Annotated in this window: 21 protein-coding genes; 15 read left to right on the top strand and 6 right to left on the bottom strand. The window is 70.7% G+C overall.

Annotated elements, in window-relative coordinates; all coding sequences use genetic code 11:
• Window positions 1–52: 52 nt before the first annotated feature.
• Window positions 53–745, bottom strand: a complete 693-nt coding sequence (locus tag BFF76_RS19960) for a DUF5701 family protein (protein WP_031095387.1) — start codon at window positions 743–745, stop codon at window positions 53–55.
• A 112-nt stretch (window positions 746–857) separates the two neighbouring features.
• Window positions 858–2033, bottom strand: coding sequence for a YihY/virulence factor BrkB family protein (locus BFF76_RS19955; RefSeq protein WP_078850647.1), 1176 nt, complete (start codon window positions 2031–2033; stop codon window positions 858–860).
• Window positions 2034–2050: 17 nt separating this feature from the next.
• On the opposite strand from BFF76_RS19955, the gene BFF76_RS19950 reads away from it, so the two are divergent.
• From BFF76_RS19950 to BFF76_RS19885, 15 genes are all read left to right on the top strand, one after another.
• On the top strand, window positions 2051–3688 hold the full coding sequence (locus BFF76_RS19950) for an acyl-CoA dehydrogenase family protein (protein WP_031095390.1): 1638 nt from the start codon (window positions 2051–2053) through the stop codon (window positions 3686–3688).
• Window positions 3689–3960: 272 nt separating this feature from the next.
• The gene (locus BFF76_RS19945; protein ID WP_065848741.1) at window positions 3961–5253 is read left to right on the top strand and encodes a GAF domain-containing protein; all 1293 of its coding nucleotides are present in this window, start codon (window positions 3961–3963) and stop codon (window positions 5251–5253) included.
• Window positions 5254–5301: 48 nt separating this feature from the next.
• Window positions 5302–5910 (top strand): GNAT family N-acetyltransferase, encoded by a 609-nt coding sequence (locus BFF76_RS19940; RefSeq protein WP_031095407.1) that lies wholly within the window; start codon window positions 5302–5304, stop codon window positions 5908–5910.
• 134 nt (window positions 5911–6044) lie between these two features.
• A complete protein-coding gene (locus BFF76_RS34700) occupies window positions 6045–6128 on the top strand; it encodes a putative leader peptide (protein ID WP_349817346.1) in 84 nt (27 codons plus the stop codon).
• A gap of 113 nt (window positions 6129–6241) precedes the next feature.
• Window positions 6242–7939, top strand: coding sequence for a nitrite/sulfite reductase (locus tag BFF76_RS19935; RefSeq protein WP_031095409.1), 1698 nt, complete (start codon window positions 6242–6244; stop codon window positions 7937–7939).
• Window positions 7936–8115 (top strand): hypothetical protein, encoded by a 180-nt coding sequence (locus BFF76_RS19930; RefSeq protein WP_031095411.1) that lies wholly within the window; start codon window positions 7936–7938, stop codon window positions 8113–8115. The genes BFF76_RS19935 and BFF76_RS19930 overlap by 4 nt, the downstream gene beginning before the upstream one ends.
• Complete coding sequence (locus BFF76_RS19925; RefSeq protein ID WP_031095413.1) at window positions 8112–8828, top strand: phosphoadenylyl-sulfate reductase; 717 nt, start codon at window positions 8112–8114, stop codon at window positions 8826–8828. The genes BFF76_RS19930 and BFF76_RS19925 overlap by 4 nt, the downstream gene beginning before the upstream one ends.
• Window positions 8828–9397, top strand: coding sequence for an adenylyl-sulfate kinase (gene cysC / locus BFF76_RS19920; protein ID WP_078850656.1), 570 nt, complete (start codon window positions 8828–8830; stop codon window positions 9395–9397). The genes BFF76_RS19925 and cysC overlap by 1 nt, the downstream gene beginning before the upstream one ends.
• On the top strand, window positions 9394–10329 hold the full coding sequence (gene cysD / locus BFF76_RS19915) for a sulfate adenylyltransferase subunit CysD (protein WP_031095416.1): 936 nt from the start codon (window positions 9394–9396) through the stop codon (window positions 10327–10329). Before cysC ends, cysD begins: the two co-directional genes overlap by 4 nt.
• A 2-nt stretch (window positions 10330–10331) precedes the next feature.
• The gene (locus tag BFF76_RS19910; protein WP_031095417.1) at window positions 10332–11678 is read left to right on the top strand and encodes a sulfate adenylyltransferase subunit 1; all 1347 of its coding nucleotides are present in this window, start codon (window positions 10332–10334) and stop codon (window positions 11676–11678) included.
• A gap of 234 nt (window positions 11679–11912) precedes the next feature.
• A complete protein-coding gene (locus BFF76_RS19905; protein ID WP_053929285.1) occupies window positions 11913–13028 on the top strand; it encodes an aliphatic sulfonate ABC transporter substrate-binding protein in 1116 nt (371 codons plus the stop codon).
• Window positions 13029–13075: 47 nt separating this feature from the next.
• A complete protein-coding gene (locus BFF76_RS19900) occupies window positions 13076–13867 on the top strand; it encodes an ABC transporter ATP-binding protein (protein WP_031095421.1) in 792 nt (263 codons plus the stop codon).
• Window positions 13854–14732 (top strand): ABC transporter permease, encoded by an 879-nt coding sequence (locus tag BFF76_RS19895; protein WP_031095423.1) that lies wholly within the window; start codon window positions 13854–13856, stop codon window positions 14730–14732. Before BFF76_RS19900 ends, BFF76_RS19895 begins: the two co-directional genes overlap by 14 nt.
• Window positions 14733–14738: 6 nt before the next feature.
• On the top strand, window positions 14739–15503 hold the full coding sequence (locus tag BFF76_RS19890) for a sirohydrochlorin chelatase (RefSeq protein WP_065848740.1): 765 nt from the start codon (window positions 14739–14741) through the stop codon (window positions 15501–15503).
• A gap of 257 nt (window positions 15504–15760) precedes the next feature.
• The gene (locus tag BFF76_RS19885; protein ID WP_031095428.1) at window positions 15761–16303 is read left to right on the top strand and encodes a DapH/DapD/GlmU-related protein; all 543 of its coding nucleotides are present in this window, start codon (window positions 15761–15763) and stop codon (window positions 16301–16303) included.
• Window positions 16304–16418: 115 nt separating this feature from the next.
• Here BFF76_RS19885 and BFF76_RS19880 read toward each other — a convergent pair whose 3' ends face one another.
• The 4 genes from BFF76_RS19880 to BFF76_RS19865 all read right to left on the bottom strand — a co-directional run bounded on the left by BFF76_RS19880 (window position 16419) and on the right by BFF76_RS19865 (window position 20089).
• Window positions 16419–17336: a S1 family peptidase gene (locus BFF76_RS19880; RefSeq protein WP_053929282.1), complete on the bottom strand. Its 918-nt coding sequence runs from the start codon at window positions 17334–17336 to the stop codon at window positions 16419–16421.
• A 552-nt stretch (window positions 17337–17888) separates the two neighbouring features.
• The gene (locus tag BFF76_RS19875; RefSeq protein WP_031095435.1) at window positions 17889–18272 is read right to left on the bottom strand and encodes a nuclear transport factor 2 family protein; all 384 of its coding nucleotides are present in this window, start codon (window positions 18270–18272) and stop codon (window positions 17889–17891) included.
• Window positions 18265–18813 (bottom strand): DUF1697 domain-containing protein, encoded by a 549-nt coding sequence (locus BFF76_RS19870; RefSeq protein ID WP_031095437.1) that lies wholly within the window; start codon window positions 18811–18813, stop codon window positions 18265–18267. Before BFF76_RS19870 ends, BFF76_RS19875 begins: the two co-directional genes overlap by 8 nt.
• 97 nt (window positions 18814–18910) lie before the next feature.
• Window positions 18911–20089 (bottom strand): S8 family peptidase, encoded by a 1179-nt coding sequence (locus BFF76_RS19865; protein ID WP_065848739.1) that lies wholly within the window; start codon window positions 20087–20089, stop codon window positions 18911–18913.
• Window position 20090 lies beyond the last annotated feature (1 nt).

Here is a 20090-nt window from a genome sequence, read left to right as displayed (position 1 = left end):
CCCGGCAGCTGGTCGCCGGGCCGGGACACCGTGTGGAGCGGGCGGGCGCGGGTCACCCTTCCACGGACGGACCCGGCCGGACGTCCCGCCCCGCTGCCGACGCGAAGCCGAGCCAGGTGTGCCGGTTACCGGCCCAGCACCAGCCGACCTTGGGGGCGTCGCGCCGCTCACGGCCGTCACGCCCGGAGCCGTTGCTGATCCAGAGCGCGGGGGTGCGGGCGTCCAGGGCGTTGTCCGCCTTGCGCAGCCGGGAGCCGATGGTCATGAAGCAGTGGTTCCGCTCAAGGACGGCCGGCTGCTGCAGCACCCAGGCGATGCCCTCGGTGAGCAGCAACGGGGTGCGGGCCCGCCCGGTGAGAGCGGGCAGCGCCTCGTTCGGGCTCCAGTTGGCCATCCCGTCCCCGCGGTCGAGTCCGGTGACGAGGTAGAGCGGAGCGTCGGGCAGCGCGAGGGTGTCGAGCGGGGCGAACAGGTCGACGTCGGGCATGTCGGTGACGACGAAGCCCGGCTTGCCCTCGCGGCGCAGCAGCGGCGTGAGGGCGGAGGCGGGGACCCGGCCGGGGTGGACCGCGAGCAGTGTTCCCTCGTCGGCGGAGGCGTCGGCGGCTTCGGCGAAGGTCCGCAACCCGGCGGCGGGCAGCCCCGCGATCTCGTGCACGCCGAGCTCGATCAGGCGCTCGGCCTGCACGCTCGGTGCCGGCAGGGCGGGAAGGAAGGTGGAGGTCGAGGGCACGGTTTCGGGCACGATACTCCCAGGGACTACGTCGCGGGCGGGCTCGGAACCAACGCGGCACCGTGCCGAAGAGTTCCCGTCCCCCGGCGTCCCGCGGCTCCCGGACGGGGTGTCGCACCGAGCACTAGAGCTCCGGGCCCCCGCGGTCCGTTCCGGGCCGGTGGTCCCTGTCGTCCTTCGTGTCCCGGTTCCCGTGCAGTCGGGACACCACGTCGTCCGGTGGCAGGAAGCGCGACCAGCGCTCCGGGAACTCGGACGGCATGGACACGTCCTCCTCGTCGTCCTCGTCGGCGTACGCGTCCCAGTTCGCCGCCTGGGTACGGGCCAGGAGCTCAGCGGCCTGCTGGGCCCGGACCCGCTCGGTGGCGGCGCGGGCCGCGGCGGTGGCGAGCGAGGGCCAGACGTGGTCGATCGCCGCGTTGACGGCGGCACCCACCAGTACGGCGAAGGCGGAGATGCCTATCCAGAGCAGTACGGCGATGGGTGCGGCCAACGAACCGTAGATGGTGGGTCCTTCGACCGTGTTCGTGAGGTAGATCCGCAGCAGGAAGCTCCCCAGCACCCACATCCCGAGCGCCACGAGCGCCCCGGGAACGTCCTCTATCCACGGCGAACGGACGGGGACGGACACGTGGTAGAGCGTCGTCAGGAACGCGATGGACAGCAGTATGACCAGCGGCCAGTACATGACCGCGAGCACCTCGGTGCCCCACGGGACGAACTCCACCACCCGGTCGGGACCGACCACCAGCAGCGGCAGCACCACAGCGCCCAGCAGCAGGGCGACGACGTACAGCAGGAAGGCGAGCAGCCGGGTCTTGACGATGCCGCGGTGGCCGTCGAGCCCGTACATCACGGTGATGGTGTCGATGAAGACATTGACCGCGCGTGAGCCCGACCAGAGGGCGATCGCGAAACCGATGGAGATGACATCGGGACGCGCGCCGGTGGTGACGTCGGCTATGAGGGGTTTGGCGATGTCGTTGACACCCCGCTCGGACAGGACCGTCTGCGCCGCACCGAGGATGTTCCGCTCGATGGAGGCGACCGTGGTGGCGGCCGTCCAGTCGTCGACGTATCCGAGCAGCCCGATCAGACCGAGCAGCAGCGGCGGCAGGGACAGCAGGGTGAAGAACGCCGCCTCGGCCGCGAGGCCGAGGATGCGGTACTCGATGCACGAATTGACGGTGTCCTTGAGCAATTGCCACGCCATCTGCCGCTTCGAGACGTTGCGGTAGAGGACTCGCGCGCGGTGGAGCCGACCCGGTGGCCGTTCGGGTGTTTCTTTTGCTGCCTGCACCTCCTTACCGTATCGGCATGGCAGCAAGCACCCACACAGTGACCAACCAGGTTCCGCCGCTGGTCGGCTATGACGTGTTCGCCGGCGACCGGGCGCTGACGGAGGCCGTCGAACGGCATCTCGCCCCCGCGATCCTCGACGACGCGCGCGAGGAACTCAGCACGCTGGGCCGGTCCGCCGGCTCGTTCCAGGCCCAGGAGTGGGGTGCGCAGGCCAACGAGAACCCGCCGAGGCTGCGTACGCACGACCGCTACGGGAACCGCATCGACGAGGTCGACTTCCACCCGGCCTGGCACCGGCTGCTGGGGCACGCGGTCACCTCCGGGCTGACGGACGCCTGGGGCAGGCAGGGCGGCCATGTCCGGCGCGCAGCCGGGTTCCTGGTCTGGACGCAGGCCGAGGCGGGCCACGGCTGCCCGCTGTCGATGACGCACGCGGCGGTCCCGGCGCTGCGTACCGATCCGGCGCTGGCCGCGGAGTGGGAGCCGCTGCTGACCTCGCACGTGTACGAGGAGGGGCTGCGGACCCCGTCGCAGAAGACCGGTGTGCTCTTCGGGATGGGCATGACGGAGAAGCAGGGCGGCACCGATGTGCGGTCCAACACCACCCGGGCCGAGCCGCTGGCCGGCGACGGGGAGTATCTGCTCACCGGCCACAAGTGGTTCTGTTCGGCGCCGATGTCCGACGGTTTCCTGGTGCTGGCGCAGGCGCCCGGCGGGCTGAGCTGCTTCCTCGTCCCGCGGGTCCTGCCGGACGGCGAACGCAACGTGTTCGCGATCCAGCGGCTCAAGGACAAACTGGGCAACAGGTCCAACGCGTCCAGCGAGGTCGAGTTCGACGGGACGTGGGCCCGCCGGGTCGGCGAGGAGGGGCGGGGGGTGCGCACCATCATCGAGATGGTGGCGGCGACCCGGCTGGACTGTGTGGTCGGTTCGGCGGCGCTGATGCGCCAGGCGGTGGCGCAGGCGATCCACCACAGCGCCTACCGGAGCGCGTTCGGCGGACTGCTGATCGAGAAGCCGCTGATGCGCAACGTGCTGGCCGACCTGGCCCTGGAGTCGGAGGCGGCGACGACGCTCGGGCTGCGGCTGGCCGCCGCGTACGACGCGGACACCGAGGAGGAACGGGCCTTCCTGCGGATCGCGGTGCCGACCGCCAAGTACTGGGTGACGAAGCGGTGCAGCGCGGTGGTCGGGGAGGCCCTGGAGTGCCTCGGCGGCAACGGTTACGTCGAGGAGTCCGGAATGCCGCGCCTGCTCCGCGAGGCGCCGCTCAACTCGATCTGGGAGGGCTCGGGCAACGTGCAGGCGCTCGATGTGCTGCGTGCCCTGCAGCGTGAGCCGCGGGCACTCGACGCGTTCCTCCAGGAGGTCGGGAAGGCGCGCGGTGCGGACCACCGGCTCGACGCGGCGATCAAGGACCTGCTGACGGAGCTGGCGGATCTGGACTCCGTCGAGGCACGAGCCAGGCGGCTGGTGGAGCGGATGGCCCTGGTGCTGCAGGGTTCACTGCTGCTGCGCTGGGCGCCGCCGGAGGTCGCGGACGCGTTCTGCGCCTCCCGGCTGGGCGGGGACTGGGGCTCGGCCTTCGGCACGCTGCCGCACAGTCTGGATCTGGCCACGGTCGTGGAGCGGGCCCGTGCCCACGAAGGCTGAGGGCTCCTCGTCGGGGCGGTGAACGAGGGAGGGTGGTGCTGCGCCGACACGGCACCACCCTCCACGCTTGTGCACCACCGCACGGCGGGTCGAGGACACCCCGCACGGTGTTCCGTCACTCTCGTACGCTCCGGCGGCCGGCGCCAGAGTTGCAAGGGGTTGCAACCTTTGCGTGGAGTGCGGGCCAACGGGGCTCCGGCACGGCAGGATGGGTCCATCGGGCCGGGTTCCCCGCTTCCGGACCGGGCCCACGCATTGTTGGGGGGACCGTCATGGCAACACGCGACTGCGCGCCCGCACACCCGGAGGGCGCCTCGTACCCCGCGGTGACCGAGCGCCTGGTCAACCGCGCACGGGAGGCCCGGCTGGCCGGCGAGCGCACGGCGGCCCGGCCTCGTGCGGAGATCGACGCGTCCTGGGACCGAGTGCTGCGGAGCGGGATCGATCCGGAGCAGTCACCGGACAGCACGCTGCTCGAGACGGACGAGATCGAGCACCGGCGGCGGAGCACGGCGCTCGGCGAGGTCATGCCCCTGCTGCGGGAGGGGCTGGCCTCGATCGCGGACGCGGCGCAGCAGATCATGGTCGTCACCGACACCGAGGGCCGGGTCCTGTGGCGCCAGGGCCATCCGGCTGTGATGCGCAGGGCCAAGGACATCTGCCTGGAGGAGGGTGCCGCTTGGACGGAGTCCGCGACGGGCACGAACGCCATCGGCACCGCGCTCGCCGCGCGCGTCCCCGTCCAGGTCCACTCCGCCGAGCACTTCATCCGCGCCCTGCACGACTGGACCTGTGCGGCGGCCCCGGTGCGCGACCCGCGCGACGGCCGGCTGATGGGCATCGTCGACATCAGCGGGCCCGCCTCCACCTTCCACCCGGCGACGCTGGCGCTGGTCGGTTCGGTTGCGGCGCTGGCCGAGGGGGAGCTGCGCGGCAGGCACCTGGTGGCGATCGAGCGCCTGCGCTCGGTGGCCGCCCCGATCCTGTGCCGGCTGGGCGGCCGCGCACTGGTGGTGGACGCCCACGGCTGGCTGGCCGCTGTCAGCGGGATGCCGCCCGTGGACCGGCTTCCGCTGCCGAAGTCGCTGGAGCCGGGCGCGGTGTGGCTGGCCTCGCTGGGGATGTGCCGGGTGGAGCCGCTGCCCGGGGGCTGGCTGGTGGAGGTCGCGGAGGGCGCGCACGACCGTGCGCCGCGCCGGGTGGTGCTCGACCTGAGCCGGGAGAGGGGACTCGCCGTCCATGTGGCGGGTCCTTTCGGCAGCTGGACGCGCCGGCTCTCACCCCGCCACGCGGAACTCCTCTACGCGCTGGCCATGCACCGTGAGGGGCGCACCGCGGCGGAGCTGGCCGAGGACGTGTTCGGTGACGCGACCAGGACGGTGACGGTGCGGGCCGAGATATCGCGGATGCGCCGCAGCCTCGCGGAGGTGCTGGCTCATCGGCCGTACCGCTTCCGTGATTCGGTCGAGGTGGAAGTGGTGCACCCGGAGGTGCCGGCCGATCTGCTGCCCCGCTCGACGGCTCCGGTGGTGCTCAGGACGCGCATGCCGGCCTTGACGGTGTGAATCGGCCGGGTTTGGGCACGGGGCCGCGCGCATGGTTTTCTGACCGCCATGAGCGACTCCGCGCACCGCGCACCCGACTCCGTCTCCGTCTCCGTCTCCGACGTGACCGTCTGGTCCCTGGAACAGACGTCGCCGGCCGATCTGAGCCCCGCCGCCGCACCCGCGGACGGGGTGACGGTGGCACGCTCCGGGACACCGCTCCCGGAGTTCAGCCGGTTCCTCTACACGGCGGTGGGCGGTGACGTCCGGTGGACCGACCGGCTGGGTCTCACCTACGCGCAGTGGCGCGAGATCCTGGAGCGTCCCGGGGCCGAGACCTGGGTGGCGTACGAGAACGGGACCCCGGCCGGATTCATCGAGCTCGACGCCCAGGAGGGCGGAGCGGTCGAGATCGCCTACTTCGGCCTCATCCCGGCCTTCCGGGGCCGCCGGATCGGCGGCCATCTCCTGTCGTACGGCGTGGCCCGCGCGTGGGACCTGGCCGAGCGCCATCCGGGGCGGAAGCCCACCGAGCGGGTATGGGTGCACACCTGCTCGAACGACGGCCCGCACGCGATGGACAACTACCTGCGGAGGGGCTTCCGGCTGTTCGACACGAAGACCGAGCAGGAGCCCGAGGTCGCCAGTCCCGGTCCCTGGCCGGGCGCGCACGCCTGACCGCACACCCGCCATGCCGCCATGTCGACGGGCCGGACGTGACGGACACCACAACGTCTCGCATTTCGGGACCAACTCGTCCACATGATGGATAGCGGTGGACTGGTCCGAGATGCGCGTGACAGGCTCCCCCCATGTCCGGAACTGGAATTGCCTTGGTGAGTCGGCGGCACGTCGACCTCGGCCGCATGTCCAGCGCCATCTGTCCGGTCCGCTGAGAGTCTCCAGCACCGCGATTCCCTGAAGTCCGCTCCACCCCTGCGCACCGCCGCGCCTCGCGCGAGTGTGCAGTTCAGAGCCGCCCTCCTGCAGTCCCGAAGGACGTATAGCCATGGCCGCCATCCCCGAGAAGCCTGCTACCGCCACGCCCCGCCGCAAGGCCGGACGTCACCGTGGTGAAGGTCAGTGGGCCATGGGTCACTTCACACCGCTGAACGGGAACGAGCAGTTCAAGAAGGACGATGACAGTCTCAATGTGCGGACGCGCATTGAGACGATCTACTCGAAGCGCGGATTCGACTCCATCGACCCCAACGACCTGCGCGGGCGCATGCGCTGGTGGGGCCTGTACACCCAGCGCCGGCCCGGCATCGACGGCGGCAAGACCGCCGTGCTGGAGCCGGAGGAGCTGGACGACCGCTACTTCATGCTCCGCGTGCGCATCGACGGCGGGAGGCTGACCACCGCGCAGCTTCGCGTCATCGGCGAGATCTCCGAGGAGTACGCGCGCGGCACGGCCGACGTCACCGACCGGCAGAACGTCCAGCTGCACTGGATCCGCATCGAGGACGTCCCGGCGATCTGGGAGAAGCTCGAGGCCGTCGGGCTCTCGACCACCGAGGCCTGCGGTGACTGCCCCCGTGTGATCATCGGGTCTCCGGTGGCCGGCATCGCCGCCGACGAGATCATCGACGGCACGCCCGCGGTCGACGAGATCCACGAGCGCTACATCGGCAGCAAGGAATTCTCCAACCTGCCCCGCAAGTTCAAGACCGCGATCTCGGGTTCGCCGGTCCAGGACGTGGTGCACGAGATCAACGACATCGCGTTCGTGGGCGTCGACCATCCCGAGCACGGCCCCGGCTTCGACCTGTGGGTCGGCGGCGGGCTCTCTACCAACCCGCGGTTCGCCGAGCGCCTGGGCGCCTGGGTGCCGCTGGACGAGGTCCCCGACGTCTGGGCCGGTGTCGTCGGGATCTTCCGCGACTACGGCTACCGCCGGCTGCGTACGCGCGCCCGTCTGAAGTTCCTGATGGCCGACTGGGGGCCCGAGAAGTTCCGCCGGATCCTCGAGGACGAGTACCTCAAGCGTCCGATGCTGGACGGCCCGCCGCCCGCGCAGCCCTCCCAGCGCTGGCGCGACCACATCGGGGTGCACGCCCAGCAGGACGGCCGCTTCTACGTCGGCTTCGCCCCGCGCGTCGGCCGGGTGGACGGCTCCACCCTCGCCAAGATCGCCGATCTGGCCGAGGCGCACGGCTCGGGCCGGGTGCGCACCACCGTCGAGCAGAAGATGCTGATCCTGGACGTCGAGCAGGACCAGGTCGAGTCCCTGTCCGCCGGTCTCGAGGCACTTGACCTCCAGGTGAAGGCCTCCCCCTTCCGGCGCGGCACGATGGCCTGCACCGGCATCGAGTTCTGCAAGCTGGCGATCGTCGAGACGAAGGCGCGGGGCGCCGCTCTCATCGACGAACTGGAGCGCCGCATGCCGGAGTTCGAGGAACCGCTCTCCATCAACATCAACGGCTGCCCGAACGCCTGCGCCCGCATCCAGACCGCGGACATCGGCCTCAAGGGCCAGCTCATGCTGGACGGCGAGGGCAACCAGGTCGAGGGTTACCAGGTGCACCTCGGCGGCGCACTCGGCCTGGAGGCCGGATTCGGCCGCAAGGTCCGCGGCCTGAAGGTCACCTCGGCCGAACTCCCGGACTACGTCGAGCGGGTGCTCGGCAACTTCCAGGAGCAGCGCGAGGACGGCGAGCGCTTCGCGACGTGGGCGGCGCGCGCCGACGCGGAGTCGCTGTCATGAGCGAACGAGCCGCGCCGTTCTACTGCCCGTACTGCGGCGACGAGGACCTGCGCCCGCACGAGGCCGGTCACGGCGCCTGGGAATGTGCTTCCTGCAACCGCGCGTTCCAGCTGAAGTTCCTGGGGCTGCTGGCCCAGGGGCTCCAGCGCGACGACGTAGAAGGGGACGGGACATGACGGACACTCTGCAAGCTGCCGGGCTCACTGACGAGGCCCTCGAGGACCTGGCGGTGCGGGCCGGGCGCGACCTGGAGGACGCCTCCGCCGGCGACATCCTGAAGTGGGCGGCCGACACCTTCGGCAAGCGTTTCTGCGTCACCTCCTCCATGGAGGACGCGGTCGTCGCACACCTGGCCTCCCGGGTCCTCCCCGGCGTGGACGTCGTCTTCCTGGACACCGGCTACCACTTCGAGGAGACCATCGGCACCCGGGACGCCGTGGACGCCGTGATGGACGTCAACCTCATCACGCTGACCCCGCGTCAGTCGGTGGCCGAGCAGGATGCCGAGTACGGGCCGAAGCTGCACGACCGCGACCCCGACCTGTGCTGTGCGCTGCGCAAGGTCAAGCCGCTGGAGGAGGGACTGACGTCGTACGCGGCCTGGGCGACCGGACTGCGCCGCGACGAGTCCCCCACCCGGGCGAACACTCCGGTCGTGGGCTGGGACGAGAAGCGCCGCAAGGTGAAGGTCTCCCCCATCGCCCGCTGGACCCAGGACGACGTGGACGCCTACGTCGCCGAACACGGAGTACTGACCAACCCGCTGCTGACGGACGGTTACGCCTCCGTCGGCTGCGCGCCCTGCACCCGGCGGGTGCTGGAGGGCGAGGACGCACGGGCCGGCCGCTGGGCCGGGCGCGGCAAGACCGAATGCGGGCTGCACGGCTGATGACGACTGATCAGGAGATATCGATGAGCGTGACGGAGACGGGAGCCACCGTCTGGCTCACCGGTCTGCCGAGCGCGGGCAAGACCACCATCGCCTACGAGCTGGCGGGCCGGCTGCGCGGCGACGGGCACCGGGTGGAGGTGCTCGACGGTGACGAGATCCGTGAGTTCCTCTCCGCGGGCCTCGGCTTCTCCCGCGAGGACCGCCACACCAACGTGGGCCGGATCGGTTTCGTCGCCGAACTGCTCGCCGCCAACGGCGTGAAGGTCCTCGTACCCGTCATCGCTCCGTACGCCGACAGCCGTGACGCGGTGCGCAAGCGTCATCAGCAGGAGGGCACCGCGTATCTGGAGGTGCACGTCGCGACGCCGGTCGAGGTGTGCTCGGAGCGCGACGTGAAGGGGCTGTACGCCAAGCAGGCCGCGGGCGAGATCAGCGGTCTCACCGGGGTCGACGACCCCTACGAGGCACCTGAGTCGCCGGATCTGCGGATCGAGTCGCACCAGCAGACCGTGCAGGAGTCCGCAGCGGCGCTTCGTGCGCTGCTCACCGAGAGGGGCCTGGCGTGAGCACCGTCGCCACCGTGCCGGAAGGCACCGTCAACCCGTACGCGCTGAGCCACCTGGACTCCCTGGAGTCGGAGGCGGTGCACATCTTCCGTGAGGTGGCGGGTGAGTTCGAGCGGCCGGTGATCCTCTTCTCCGGCGGCAAGGACTCGATCCTGATGCTGCACCTCGCGCTGAAGGCGTTCGCCCCGGCCCCCATACCCTTCACGCTGCTGCACGTGGACACCGGGCACAACTTCCCCGAGGTCCTCGAATACCGCGACCGCACCGTCGAGAAGCACGGGCTGCGCCTGCACGTCGCCTCCGTCCAGGAGTACATCGACGCGGGCAAGCTCCGCGAGCGCCCCGACGGCACCCGCAACCCGCTGCAGACGGTCCCGCTCACCGAGGCCATCCAGCAGCACCGCTTCGACGCCGTGTTCGGAGGCGGGCGCCGCGACGAGGAGAAGGCCCGCGCCAAGGAACGCGTCTTCTCACTCCGCGACGAGTTCTCCCAGTGGGACCCGCGCCGCCAGCGCCCCGAGCTCTGGCAGCTCTACAACGGCCGCCACGCCCCCGGCGAGCACGTCCGGGTCTTCCCGATCTCCAACTGGACCGAGCTGGACGTCTGGCAGTACATCGAGCGCGAGGGCATCGAGCTCCCGGAGATCTACTTCGCCCACGAGCGCGAGGTCTTCAACCGCTCCGGCATGTGGCTCACCGCCGGCGAGTGGGGCGGCCCCAAGGACCACGAGAAGACCGAGACCCGCCAGGTGCGCTACCGCACCGTCGGCGACATGTCCTGCACCGGCGCCGTCGACTCCGACGCCACCACCCTGGACGCCGTGATCACCGAGATCGCCGCCTCCCGCCTGACCGAGCGGGGCGCGACCCGCGCCGACGACAAGATGTCCGAGGCCGCGATGGAAGACCGCAAGCGCGAGGGGTACTTCTAGACATGAGCATCACGACTACCGAGCAGCTCTCGGCCACCACCCTGCTGCGGTTCGCCACCGCCGGTTCCGTCGACGACGGCAAGTCGACGCTCGTCGGACGCCTCCTGCACGACTCCAAGTCGGTCCTCACCGACCAGCTGGAAGCCGTGGCGCTGGCCTCCACCAACCGCGGCCAGGAGGCACCCGACCTGGCGCTGCTCACCGACGGCCTGCGTGCGGAGCGCGAACAGGGCATCACCATCGACGTCGCCTACCGCTACTTCGCCACGCCCCGGCGCCGGTTCATCCTCGCCGACACCCCCGGCCATGTGCAGTACACCCGCAACATGGTCACCGGTGCCTCCACGGCCGAGCTGGCCGTAGTCCTCGTCGACGCCCGCAACGGCGTCGTCGAACAGACCCGCCGGCACGCCGCCGTCGCCGCACTCCTGCGCGTCCCGCACGTCGTCCTCGCCGTCAACAAGATGGACCTCGTGGACTACGCGGAGCCCGTGTTCGCCGCGATAGCGAAGGAGTTCACCGCGTACGCCGCCTCGCTCGGCGTACCGGAGATCACCGCGATCCCGATCTCGGCCCTGGCCGGCGACAACGTCGTGGAACCCTCCGCCCACATGGACTGGTACGGCGGCCCCACGGTCCTGGAGCACCTGGAGACGGTGCCGGTCAGCCACGACCTGACTGAGTGCCACGCGCGCTTCCCGGTGCAGTACGTGATCCGCCCGCAGAGCGCCGAGCACCCCGACTACCGGGGGTACGCCGGCCAGATCGCCGCCGGGGTGTTCCGGGTCGGCGAGAGCGTCTCCGTGCTGCCGTCCGGCCGCACCACGACGATCGAGGGGATCGACGCGCTCGGTGAGAGCGTCGACGTCGCCTGGGCACCGCAGTCGGTGACCCTCCGGCTGGCCGATGACATCGACATCTCGCGCGGAGACCTGATCGCCCCGGCGGACGACTCTCCGGCCGTCACGCAGGACGTCGAGGCGACCGTCTGCCATGTGGCCGACCGGCCGCTCACCGTGGGCCAGCGGGTGCTGCTCAAGCACACCACCCGCACGGTCAAGGCGATCGTCAAGGACATCCCGTCGCGCCTCACCCTCGACGACCTCTCCCAGCACCCGGCTCCCGGAGAGCTGGTGGCCAACGACATCGGCCGGGTGGTCGTCCGTACCGCCGAGCCCCTCGCGCTCGACGCCTACGCGGCCTCGCGGCGCACCGGATCGTTCCTGCTGATCGACCCCGCCGACGGCACGACGCTGACGGCGGGCATGGCGGGCGCCTCGTTCGCCGCGGTCGATGACGCGGAGACCGACGCGGACACCACCGCCGAGGACGCGGAGTGGGACTTCTGATGGTCACCGATTTCTTCTCGACCTTCGCGAAGGAGGGCGGCCGGGTGGGCAGCGGCGCCCTCGGCAGCGGCCAGGGCGGGGTCGGGCGATGTGCGTGATGACGTACGCGCACTGCCTGCGCGCCCGCCCGTACCCCCCGCACCGCCCGTTCAGACGAAGACCTGCCGACCGCCCGGCCGCGCCACCCGACTCCGGGAGGACGTGAGCACCGGGCCTACGAGAGGAAACCCTCCCGTGCGTGCCACCCGTACCACCCTGCGCCGCGGCCTCGCCGCTGCCGCCGCTCTGCCGCTGCTCGCCGTGGCGGCCACCGCCTGCGGCTACGGCTCCGAGGCGAAGGACGACGACGCCGCGAAGTCGAACGTCTCCGCCGGCGGGAAGAAGCTCTCGGCCGACACCGTGAAGATCGGTTACTTCCCGAACCTCACGCACGCGACCGCCCTGGTCGGTATCCAGGAAGGCCTCATCGCCAAGGAGCTGGGCGGCACCACGGTGAAGCCCTCGACGTTCAACGCCGGGCCCTCCGAGATCGAGGCGCTCAACGCGGGGTCGATCGACATCGGCTTCATCGGCCCCTCCCCCTCGATCAACGGCTACAGCAAGTCCAAGGGCCAGAGCCTGCGGATCCTCGGTGGCTCCGCCTCCGGCGGAGTGAAGCTCGTCGTGAACCCGAAGAAGATCAAGACCCTGGACGATCTCAGGGGCAAGAAGATCGCCACCCCGCAGCTCGGCAACACGCAGGACGTGGCGTTCCTCAACTGGATCTCCGAGAAGGGCTGGAAGGTCGACGCCCAGAGCGGCAAGGGCGACGTCTCCGTGGTCCGTTCGGACAACAAGGTCACCCCGGACGCATTCAAGGCAGGTTCCCTGGACGGCGCCTGGGTTCCGGAGCCGACCGCGTCGAAGCTGGTCGCCGAGGGCGGCAAGGTCCTGCTCGACGAGTCGTCGCTGTGGCCGGACGACAAGTTCGTCATCACGAACATCATCGTGTCGCAGAAGTTCCTCTCCGAGCACCCGGACGTCGTGGACGCCGTGCTGCGCGGCACGGTGAACACCAACAAGTGGATCAACGCCAACCCGGACAAGGCGAAGGCATCGGCCAACGCCGCGCTCGAGGAGCTGAGCGGCAAGGCACTGCCGGCCGAGGTCCTGGACCCGGCGTGGGAGTCGATCCAGATCACGGATGACCCGCTGGCCGCCACGCTCCAGGCGCAGGCGGACCACGCGGTCAAGGCCGGTCTGCTGGAGAAGCCCGACCTCGACGGCATCTACGACCTGAGGCCGCTGAACAAGATCCTCAAGGCCGCGGGGCAGCCCGCGGTCGCCGACGCCGGTCTCGGCGCCAAGTAGCCCCCGCCCGCACCAGGATCCCTGAAGACTCCCAGGAGGTGACGACCATGGCGACCACCACCCTCACCAAGGCCGAGGACCGTGCAGCCGTCGAGCACGCCGCTCGTATCCGAAACGTCTCCAAGTCCTTCGCCGGACCCACGGGACAGCAGCTCGTCCTGGACGACATCACGCTCGATGTCGCTCCGGGCGAGTTCGTCACCCTCCTGGGAGCGTCCGGGTGCGGCAAGTCGACGCTGCTGAATCTGGTGGCCGGACTCGACCGCCCGACCGCGGGGTCCATCGAGACCCCCGGCGGGCGGCCGGCTCTGATGTTCCAGGAGCACGCCCTCTTCCCGTGGCTGACCGCGGGCAAGAACATCGAACTGGCCCTGCGTCTTCGCGGGGTGCCCAAGTCGGAGCGCCGCCCCGAGGCGGAGCGGCTGCTGGAACTCGTGCGTCTCGGCGGGGCGTACGGGAAGCGGGTGCACGAGCTCTCGGGCGGAATGCGCCAACGGGTGGCGATGGCCCGGGCACTCGCCCAGGACAGCCGGCTGCTGCTGATGGACGAGCCGTTCGCCGCGCTCGACGCCATCACCCGCGATGTGCTGCACGACGAGCTGACCCGGATCTGGCGCGAGACGAACGCCTCCGTCCTCTTCGTCACCCACAACGTGCGCGAGGCGGTGCGGCTCGCCCAGCGCGTCATCCTGCTGTCGTCACGCCCCGGCCGGATCGCCCGGGAGTGGAGCGTGGACATCGAGCAGCCCCGCCGCATCGAGGACACCGCCGTGGCGGAACTGTCCGTCGAGATCACCGAACAACTGCGTGGGGAGATCCGCCGACATGGCCAGCACTGATACGAAGGCCGACGACCTGGCGGGGCTCGAAGCGGGCCTGGACGCGCTCGACGCCGTACAGGTGCGCAAGACACCGACCCGCGAGATCCTGCTCAACAAGGTCCTGCCGCCGGTCGTCGCGGTCGTCCTGGTGGTCCTGGTCTGGCAGTTGCTGGTCTGGGTGAAGGTCACCGACGACTACAAGCTGCCGCCGCCCGCGGCGGTCTGGGACAGCCTGACCGAGATGTGGGTGCAGGGCACCCTGCTGGAGGTCATCTGGACCAGTGTGTCGCGCGGTCTGCTCGGCTTCGTGATGGCCGTCGCGATCGGCACCCCGCTGGGCCTGCTGGTCGCACGGGTCAAGGTGGTCAGGGCGGCGATCGGCCCGATCCTGTCCGGGCTGCAGTCCCTGCCGTCCGTGGCGTGGGTGGCGCCGGCCATCATCTGGCTCGGCCTCGACGACAGGACGATGTACGCGGTCATCCTGCTCGGCGCGGTCCCGTCGGTCGCCAACGGTCTGGTCTCCGGTGTCGACCAGGTCCCGCCGCTGTTCCTGCGCGCGGGCCGCACCATCGGTGCCACCGGACTGCGCGGGACGATCCACATCGTCCTGCCGGCCGCGCTCCCCGGCTATCTGGCGGGGCTCAAGCAGGGCTGGGCGTTCTCCTGGCGCTCGCTCATGGCCGCCGAGATCATCGCATCCTCGCCCGACCTGGGCCTGGGACTCGGCCAGTTGCTGGAGAACGGCCGGAACAACTTCGACATGCCGGGGATCTTCCTGGCGATCCTCCTCATCCTGTTCGTCGGCATCGCGATCGACCTGCTGATCTTCAGTCCGCTGGAGCGGCGGGTGCTGCGCAGCCGCGGTCTCCTCGTCAAGAGCTGAGGTCCCATGTCCGCCCCGGTACTCCTCGTCATCGCCCACGGCAGCCGCGACCCGCGGCACGCGGCGACCGTGCACGCGCTCACCGCGCTGGTGCGGTCGCTGCGCCCCGGGCTGCGTGTGGAGACCGGCTTCCTGGACTTCAACGCCCCGTCCGTGCCCCGGGTGCTGGAGCGCCTGGCCGCGGAGGGGGCGAAGGAGGTCGTCGCGCTTCCCCTGCTGCTGACGCGGGCCTTCCACGCCAAGTCGGACATCCCCTCGGTGCTGCGCGAGGCCCGCTCGCGGCTGCCGCGGCTGAGCATCAGCCAGGCCGGGGTTCTGGGCCCCTCCCCGCTGCTGAACGCGGCGCTGGAACAGCGGCTGTACGAGGCCGGGCTGAGCCCCGGCGACCGGAGTTCGACCGGGCTGGTCCTGGCCTCGGCGGGCTCCACGGACCCGGAGGCGAGCGCGGTGATCGCTGAAATCGCGCGGGAGCTGCGGCACACCGGTTGGTGCGCCGTGCGGCCCGCGTTCGCCTCCTCTGTGGTCGCGGGGGGCTTCTCCCGCACCGCGGACGCGGTGCGCGCCCTACGGGCCGACGGCGTACGGCAGGTCGCGGTGGCCCCCTACGTCATCGCCCCGGGGCGGCTCCCCGACCGTATCGCGGCGGGCGCCGAGGAGGCCGGAGCCGATGTGCTGGCCGGCGTCCTGGGCCCCTCCCCGGCACTCGCCCGGCTGCTGCTGATGCGGTACGACGAAGCGCGCGTCCCCGTGGCCGGGGCGCTGAGCGCCTGAGGGCAGGGTGTCTGTCCGTTCTCCCTTCGGCCCCGACGCGTGCGCGAAGGAAGCGGTGACGGCGTTCCTGACCGCCGGTGGCAATCGCTCCTGCGCGGGTGGCTGCGGGGAATCCGTCCCGTCCTCCCCGGAACCCCTCCACACCCGGAACTCCGTGGAATCATCACCGATCGGTGACCCGGCCGGCTGACGGTCTGCCTCCAGCGGTGCCTGGCGGGTCACATCCAGTCACCGGTACACCAGGGAAGGACCGCGGCGTGTCGAGCGACCACCTCATGCGTATCCGCAGCGACGAGTTCAAGGCCATGTCCGAGAGGGTCCTGCGGGTCACCGGGCTCACCTCCCGCCTGAACGTCCTCCCCTTCGAGGACGAAGCGGGCAAGGCGGAACTGTTCGAACAGATCCTCGGCAGGCCGCTGCCGACGAGCGCCACGGTCTATCCGCCCTTCTACACGGACCACGGTCTTCACCTGGACCTGTCGGACCGCGTGTTCATCAACCAGAACTGCACGTTCCTGGACTACGCCGGCATCAGGCTCGGCGAGCGGGTGATGGTCGGCCCGAAGGCCACGTTCATCACGGTCGGCCACCCGGTCGATCCTGAGGAGCGACGGGGGTGGCTCAGCGGCGGGCCCATCGACGTCGCGGAGAACGTGTGGATCGGCGCCGGTGCCACGATCCTTCCCGGTGTCAGCATCGGCCGTGATGCCGTGGTGGCCGCCGGCGCGGTCGTGGCCGAAGACGTCCCGCCCGCAAGCCTGGTGACCGGCGGCAAGGCGACCGTGAACCGGCGGTGGTGAACCGGATTCCGGCAGTCACCGACCGCGTCGCGGGCTGCGGCCGTCCCTTGTCCGCCCGGGCACACGGCTGCGGGCCGCGCTCGGGGAGCGCGGCCCGCAGGAGGTACGCGAGGTACTAGAAGACGCTGACGCCGTAGGCGCTCAGAGCCTCGGTGACCGGCTGGAAGAACGTGGTGCCGCCGGTGGAGCAGTTGCCGCTGCCGCCCGAGGTGAGGCCCAGCGCCGTGCTGCCCGCGAAGAGCGAGCCGCCGCTGTCGCCGGGCTCGGCGCAGACGTTGGTCTGGATCATGCCGTAGACGACGTCGCCGCCACCGTAGTTCACCGTGGCGTTGAGGCCCGTGACGCTGCCGCTGCGCAGGCCGGTGGTGGAGCCGCTGCGCTTGACCGACTGGCCGACGTACGCGTTGCCGGCCGAGGTGATGTCCTGGTAGCTGCCGTTGTACAGGTAGACCCGGCCGTCCGCGTTGGCGGAGTTGGAGTGCCGGATCAGGCCGTAGTCATTGGTGGGGAAGCTGGTGCCGGCGCGGGAGCCGAGGACCGAGGTCTGGCCGGAGTTGGTGTACCAGGTGCTGCCTATCTCGGTGCAGTGTCCGGCGGTCAGCGCGTAGTAGGTGCTGCCGCTGCGGACGTTGAAGCCGAGGGAGCAGCGTCCGCCGCCGGCGTAGATGGCCTGTCCGCCGGCGATGAGCTTGTTGAACTTACCCTCGGTGCGGTTGATGTCGGCCTTGGCGCCCGAGTCGGTGACCGACTTCTTGATCTTGGCGATCTCGGCGGCGGATACCGTGCTGTCGACGGTCACGACGACCTTGCCGGTCTTCGCTTCCGTGTACCAGGCGGTGCCCGCGATGTCGGCGCCGCGCACGGCCGAACTCGCGTCGGCCAGCTCGGCCTTGGTCACCGTGGTGTCCGGTGCCGCCTGAGCGACCGCGGTGGGTGCCGCAAGCGCCACGGCGGTGATCAGACCTGAAGTGGCGGCGATGAGGCGAGCACGTCTGGAGATCGAGCCGAGGGGGGCGAAGCGCTTGAAGGTCACAGGATCCTCCGTCTATGGGGGTGTCCGGTCCGCTGGGTGGGCGGGCCGAGGACGTACGGCTGTCCGCGACCAGGTGGGTTCTGATCGTGGACCTGCCAACCGCACGGCTCGAATCCTTGACTCCACTTGGCCCCCTGGCAAGGCCCCCTTCCGGACCGTGGCGGAGAACGGACCATGAACTCCGCTATGCGTGCGGGTGCCCTCCGAACGCCGGCGTCCGCTCACCGAACGGATGGTTCCTGTGAATTGCAGCAAAGTGCGAAGCGCGCGCAGGACCTCCATAGCTGTCTACGCGCATCGCGTTCACACACGCCACGGCAGCCCGGGGGCAGGACGTACGAGGGGTGCCGGCGGCCCGGACCGGGCCCTTGCGCACCCCGTCCGTTCAGCCGCTTTACCAGCGTTTTGCCTGGGCGTTCCAGTTGGCTGAAAATAGCCCTTCGGGCGAGAACCGGCCGGAATCCGGGCGCAGATCAGACCGGGGCGGCACTCTTGTGGTGCCGCCCCGGGGTGTGCTGCGGGCGCTTCCGGAAGGCCGGTGGGACCGCCGGCTCAGGCCTCGGCGAACGGATCGTCGATGAAGGGCGTGGCCTGGTGGAAGTAGAGCAGCCACCCGTTTTCGGTCAGCCGCCACAGCGAACTGCGGTGGGAGCGCAGCCCTTTGGACTCCGTGTCGAAGGTGAGGTGCACCAGGTGCGGCGCGAGCTGGTCGCCCCGCATCCGCGACGCGGTGAGCGGAGCCGGACACGGCGCTTCCGGGTCCGTGAGCACGGCGATGATGGTGTCCCGCTCCCAGAGACGGCCGCTGGTGCCGATCTCGCGGAAGTCGGGGTGCAGCAGAGTGGTCAGCACGTCCGCGGAGGCCCGCACCCCGGGGTCGAGGAGGCGCAGCTCACCCTCGATGGCTGCGGCGACGGCGGGCGAGGACTCAGTCACGTGTCATCTCCACGAGCTTGACCACGGTGTTCCAGTTGCGGCTGGTGGCGACGAGGCCACGAGTGAGGGCCGGCCGCCCCAGCGCCACCGCGAGCTTGGAGCGTCCGAGCCCGTCGGGCGCGTACAGATAGAGGGCGCGGTCCCCGAGCCGGAACTCCTCGGGGCGGAAGGCGTCGGCATCGAGGGGGGCGAAGCGTGCGGCGTCGACCGTCTTGTCGAAATAGGTGACGTGCAGTTGCTTGGCCTCGAGCTCGGCGGCCGGGAAGGGGCAGGCGCCGGCCACGTCGGCGAGATAGGCGCCCGAGCGGACGAGACAGTCGACCGGAAAGCCGAACCGCTCCTCGATCGCCCGCTCCAGCCCGGCGGCCAGGGTGCTCTCGTCGCCCGACGCGCTGCGGAAGACGGCGTTGCCGCTCTGCAGGTACGTGGCCACGTCCTCGTGCCCCAGTTCCCCCAGCAGCGTGCGCAGTTCCGCCATCGGGACCCGCCGGTGGCCGCTCACGTTGATCCCGCGCAGCAGTGCCGCGTACATCGTGCTCATGGCCTCAGCCTAGAGCTTGTGACGGCAGGAGGCCGCCGCGCCCCGTGGGGGAGGGCGCGGCGGCCTCGTGCTTGCTGCAAGTGGACTTCCTGCCCTGCTACTCCACGATCTTCAGGAGCTTGTTCGCCGTGCCCTCGGTCGCGTTGGAGATGGCGTCCGGGGTGGCTCCGCCGGTGAGCGCCGTGGCGACCTCCTCGGGCGTGGCCTCCGGGTGTCCGCCGAGGTAGACGGCAGCCGCACCGACCACGTGCGGGGTCGCCATGGACGTGCCCGAGATGGTGTTCGTGCCGTCGTCGCTGTCGTTCCAGGCCGACGTGATGTCCGAGCCGGGAGCGTAGATGTCCACGACCGAGCCGAAGTTGGAGAACGACGACTGCTCGTCGTCCACCGTGGACGAGGCCACCGTGATGGCCTCGGGCACGCGGGAGGGGGAGCCCTCGCCGGCGTCGCTCGACTCGTTGCCCGCGGCGACCGCGAAGGTGACGCCGGAGGCGATGGCCTTCTGCACCGCCGCGTCGAGGGCCGGGTCCGCGGATCCGCCGAGGCTCATGTTGGCGACGGACGGGCCCTCGTGGTTCGTGGTGACCCAGTCGATGCCGGCGACGACCTGCTCGGTGGTGCCCGAGCCCGCGTCGTCCAGGACGCGGACGGCCACGATCTTCGCCTTCTTGGCCACACCGTGGGCCGCGCCCGCTATGGTTCCGGCCACGTGGGTGCCGTGCCCGTTGCCGTCGTCGGCGTCGTCGTCGTTGTCCACGGCGTCGAAGCCCGAAGTGGCGCGGCCCTCGAAGTCCTTGTGGGTGACGCGGACACCGGTGTCGATGACGTACGCCGTGACGTCCCCGCCCGCGGCATCCGGGTAGGTGTACGCGTCGTCACCGGTGGTCTCGGCCTGGTCGATCCGGTCCAGCCCCCAGGAGGGCGGGCTGTCCTGGGTGGCGTTGATGTGGAACTTCTTGTTCTGGACGACCTTGGACACGGCCGGGTCGGCGGCGAGGCGCTTGGCCTCCGTCTCCGAGAGCCCGCTGGCGGAGAAGCCGTTGATGGCCGACTTGTAGTTCCGCTTGAGGGTGCCGCCGTATTCCTCTGCCAGCTCCGCCTTGTCGGCCTTCTGGTCCAGCATCACGATGTAGCTGCCCGCGACGGCTGTCGCCGCGTCCGTGCCGTAGACGGTGCCCGTCGCGGGTGCAGGAGCGGCTCCGGCGAACGAGGTGGAGAGCAGGGTGACTCCGGCGGCCGCCGCGACTGCGGTGATAGCGGCGGCCGCCGGAGTCACC

Origin of the sequence: Streptomyces mutomycini (genome assembly GCF_001700505.1) — a bacterium.
Taxonomy (GTDB): domain Bacteria; phylum Actinomycetota; class Actinomycetes; order Streptomycetales; family Streptomycetaceae; genus Streptomyces; species Streptomyces mutomycini.
This window is presented reverse-complemented; position numbering and strand designations above follow the sequence as displayed.

What these genes read in the sequence shown, in the direction of transcription:
- BFF76_RS19935 (WP_031095409.1), top strand. Translation starts at nt 6,242, where the DNA reads ATGGCCGCCATCCCCGAGAAGCCTGCTACCGCCACGCCCCGCCGCAAG.
- BFF76_RS19870 (WP_031095437.1), bottom strand. Translation starts at nt 18,813, where the DNA reads ATGAGCACGATGTACGCGGCACTGCTGCGCGGGATCAACGTGAGCGGC.
- BFF76_RS19945 (WP_065848741.1), top strand. Translation starts at nt 3,961, where the DNA reads ATGGCAACACGCGACTGCGCGCCCGCACACCCGGAGGGCGCCTCGTAC.
- BFF76_RS19940 (WP_031095407.1), top strand. Translation starts at nt 5,302, where the DNA reads ATGAGCGACTCCGCGCACCGCGCACCCGACTCCGTCTCCGTCTCCGTC.
- BFF76_RS19900 (WP_031095421.1), top strand. Translation starts at nt 13,076, where the DNA reads ATGGCGACCACCACCCTCACCAAGGCCGAGGACCGTGCAGCCGTCGAG.
- BFF76_RS19895 (WP_031095423.1), top strand. Translation starts at nt 13,854, where the DNA reads ATGGCCAGCACTGATACGAAGGCCGACGACCTGGCGGGGCTCGAAGCG.
- BFF76_RS19950 (WP_031095390.1), top strand. Translation starts at nt 2,051, where the DNA reads ATGGCAGCAAGCACCCACACAGTGACCAACCAGGTTCCGCCGCTGGTC.
- BFF76_RS19925 (WP_031095413.1), top strand. Translation starts at nt 8,112, where the DNA reads ATGACGGACACTCTGCAAGCTGCCGGGCTCACTGACGAGGCCCTCGAG.
- BFF76_RS19930 (WP_031095411.1), top strand. Translation starts at nt 7,936, where the DNA reads ATGAGCGAACGAGCCGCGCCGTTCTACTGCCCGTACTGCGGCGACGAG.
- BFF76_RS34700 (WP_349817346.1), top strand. Translation starts at nt 6,045, where the DNA reads ATGTCCGGAACTGGAATTGCCTTGGTGAGTCGGCGGCACGTCGACCTC.
- BFF76_RS19910 (WP_031095417.1), top strand. Translation starts at nt 10,332, where the DNA reads ATGAGCATCACGACTACCGAGCAGCTCTCGGCCACCACCCTGCTGCGG.
- cysC (WP_078850656.1), top strand. Translation starts at nt 8,828, where the DNA reads ATGACGACTGATCAGGAGATATCGATGAGCGTGACGGAGACGGGAGCC.
- BFF76_RS19890 (WP_065848740.1), top strand. Translation starts at nt 14,739, where the DNA reads ATGTCCGCCCCGGTACTCCTCGTCATCGCCCACGGCAGCCGCGACCCG.